Below are 2220 nucleotides of genomic sequence, written 5' to 3'. Positions count from 1 at the left end.
GGTATTTTCTCCATCAGAGCATTTATTTCATCTGTTGAAGCTATGTCCATAATATTTGCTATTAATGAAAGATTACTCAAAGAATTGGGATATTTTTCTGTATGTTTTTCAATCAAATTCATGATTTTAGCTTTGTCCTCGAATGAAAAACTATCTTTAAATTTTTGGGAAATAAGTCCCCAAATTTTGTGGTCATCAATGGTGATAGGATTTCCAGAAACACTGACAGGGGAAACTTGAATAACTTTACTATCGATCAAATTTGGCTTATTTTTATATATAACATTGATCGTTTTTCCATCCGTATACACACCTCTAGCTCCTTGAAAATCATTAAATCCAATTTCAATATGCATAGGATAGTCTAGTTTTCCTGTTAGGACAAATTTATTTTTATTGATGATAATAGTGTCGATCGAAAAAGTTGGGTTTCTGTGAACATTCACCTTTTTAATAAGCCCATCTTCATAAGTGCCAGTTATTTTAAAAGGAATTTGTTGTGAAAAAATATTATGTGAAATGAAGAGGAGTAAATAAATAAAATTTTTCATAGATGTGATTTTTTTGTTTTTCAGTATTTAGTTTTCTTTTTTTAGCTGTCTTAAAAATGAACTATTGTGATAGTTCATTTTGTGTAAAACTATGATTTTGATATTGCAATTAACTAATAGGTATTGGTGAAGGTGCAAGTGAAGCGTTGGCTTTTGTGCGTTAGCCTTGCACTTTTCTCAAATCTATTTTGTGTGCCGTATTTTTAGACTATTTCACTATATCGTTAGTTATTCAATTTGTTATAGTCTTCTGCGACTTTAATTTCTTTTTCAATACAACCTTCGATAAGTTGAATCAAAGTGTCGAATTCATATTCTTCCGAGAAACTAATCGTACTTGGTTCACCTAAACAAAATTTATTATTAGCCCAACGGATTGTGTAAAAATCCCGTTGTCCAATCCATAATTCCTTATCGTCCCACCATTCAAAAATGTCTAAGTCAGTACAACTATGAAAGCCTAAAACAATTTCATAATAGAAAAAGTCTGCAACTTTATAAAGGTCGACTAGTTGTTCTATGACTGTTGAGTCAACTTTACGTTCAAATGCTCTATTTTTGAAAATCTCTATTTGATCGTGTGTTGCTGGTTTTAATTGAAAATAGTCTCGTTTTGCAATTAGAGATGTCAAGATAGACTTTATTTTCTGTTGGTCAGCATACACGATAATTATCTTTTGTCAAGTGGAAGTTTGGTTTGGTTTTCATAATATGGTACCTAACGGACAGGGCTTTATGCTGATTGGGGATTTGAAACTCGTCTGTTTGAATGTTATCCGATACAAATTACTGATATTGAGTTTCTTACAAATATTCAAGGTGTTCCCGTTAGCCTCCACTTGCCACAAACTCATGTTAGTAGCTGTAATTTTTTCTGTGCCAAATTTCGTCCTTTCCTGCAATCTTTAAGTGGTCGACTTTTAAAATTACTTTTTAAGCAGATTACTATTGTTCCGAATCTTTTAGCTCTTTTATTTTTCTCAAACCTAGAATTACTATTAAAACTCCCAATAGTGGTGTTGCTAAAACAGCTAACCAAAAACCACCCAAGTTGTAAAGTAGCGAAACAGGCTCCCATAATAGTACAGAGCCAACAGTCCCTGATTCCAAGCTTTTCAAGTCTATATATGTCCAAACCGATGTGATTATAAATGCAGGAACTCCAATCAAAAGCATTCTTTTGTAAAAGGATATTTTTTCTGCTATCGTAGAGTCTGTCGAAGGTGCATAAACTCTATCTTCTTCTCTTGTGTTTTTAAGTTCTTTAAAACAAGAATAAGATTTGTAGGCTAAAAAAGAAAGAAAAGCTATTCCAAAAATAATTCCGAACTCATCAGTTTTTTGGAATGCAAAAATTACCGTAAGTACGACTACAACTAAAGCGTAAGCCCAACCTTGAAAAAGTAAATATTTTCGTTTATCCATTTTTTTGCTTATTACTATTGTCTGAGTGGAGTCTACTATTATAGTGGCTAACAGACAGGTTTTGTGGCAGGTAGGGATTTTTAAAACCTGCTATTGAGCCTTTGTAGTTAGCTGATTGAGGGATAAATGTTCAATTACTTCCGTCCGACTCATTTGCCACAAACCCATGTTGAACTAAACCTCTGGTAGCTTTTGCCTCTCCAGTTTTATCTTTGCATAAATTACAAACTATTTTTAAGATGAC

General features: G+C 32.7%; 3 protein-coding genes. All 3 read right to left on the bottom strand.

Features of this window, described 5'->3' with window-relative positions:
• Nucleotides 1–551: DUF4369 domain-containing protein (locus GVN22_RS27050; RefSeq protein WP_166554120.1), on the bottom strand; the 551-nt coding region annotated here is incomplete at its 3' end.
• A 224-nt stretch (nucleotides 552–775) separates the two neighbouring features.
• On the bottom strand, nucleotides 776–1183 hold the full coding sequence (locus tag GVN22_RS27045) for a hypothetical protein (protein ID WP_166554119.1): 408 nt from the start codon (nucleotides 1181–1183) through the stop codon (nucleotides 776–778).
• Between the two features lie 313 nt (nucleotides 1184–1496).
• Entirely contained in the window at nucleotides 1497–1976 is a 480-nt protein-coding gene (locus GVN22_RS27040) for a hypothetical protein (RefSeq protein ID WP_166554118.1), read from the bottom strand.
• Nucleotides 1977–2220 lie beyond the last annotated feature (244 nt).

It is taken from the genome of Cellulophaga sp. BC115SP, from assembly GCF_009905545.1.
GTDB classification, from domain to species: Bacteria; Bacteroidota; Bacteroidia; order Cytophagales; family Spirosomataceae; genus Flectobacillus; species Flectobacillus rivi.
The sequence above is the reverse complement of the archived record's forward strand: the minus strand, read 5'-3'. Positions and strand labels throughout refer to the sequence as shown.

Bases quoted from the DNA above. Each gene is read 5' to 3' on its own strand.
- GVN22_RS27040 (WP_166554118.1), bottom strand. From the start codon at position 1,976: ATGGATAAACGAAAATATTTACTTTTTCAAGGTTGGGCTTACGCTTTA.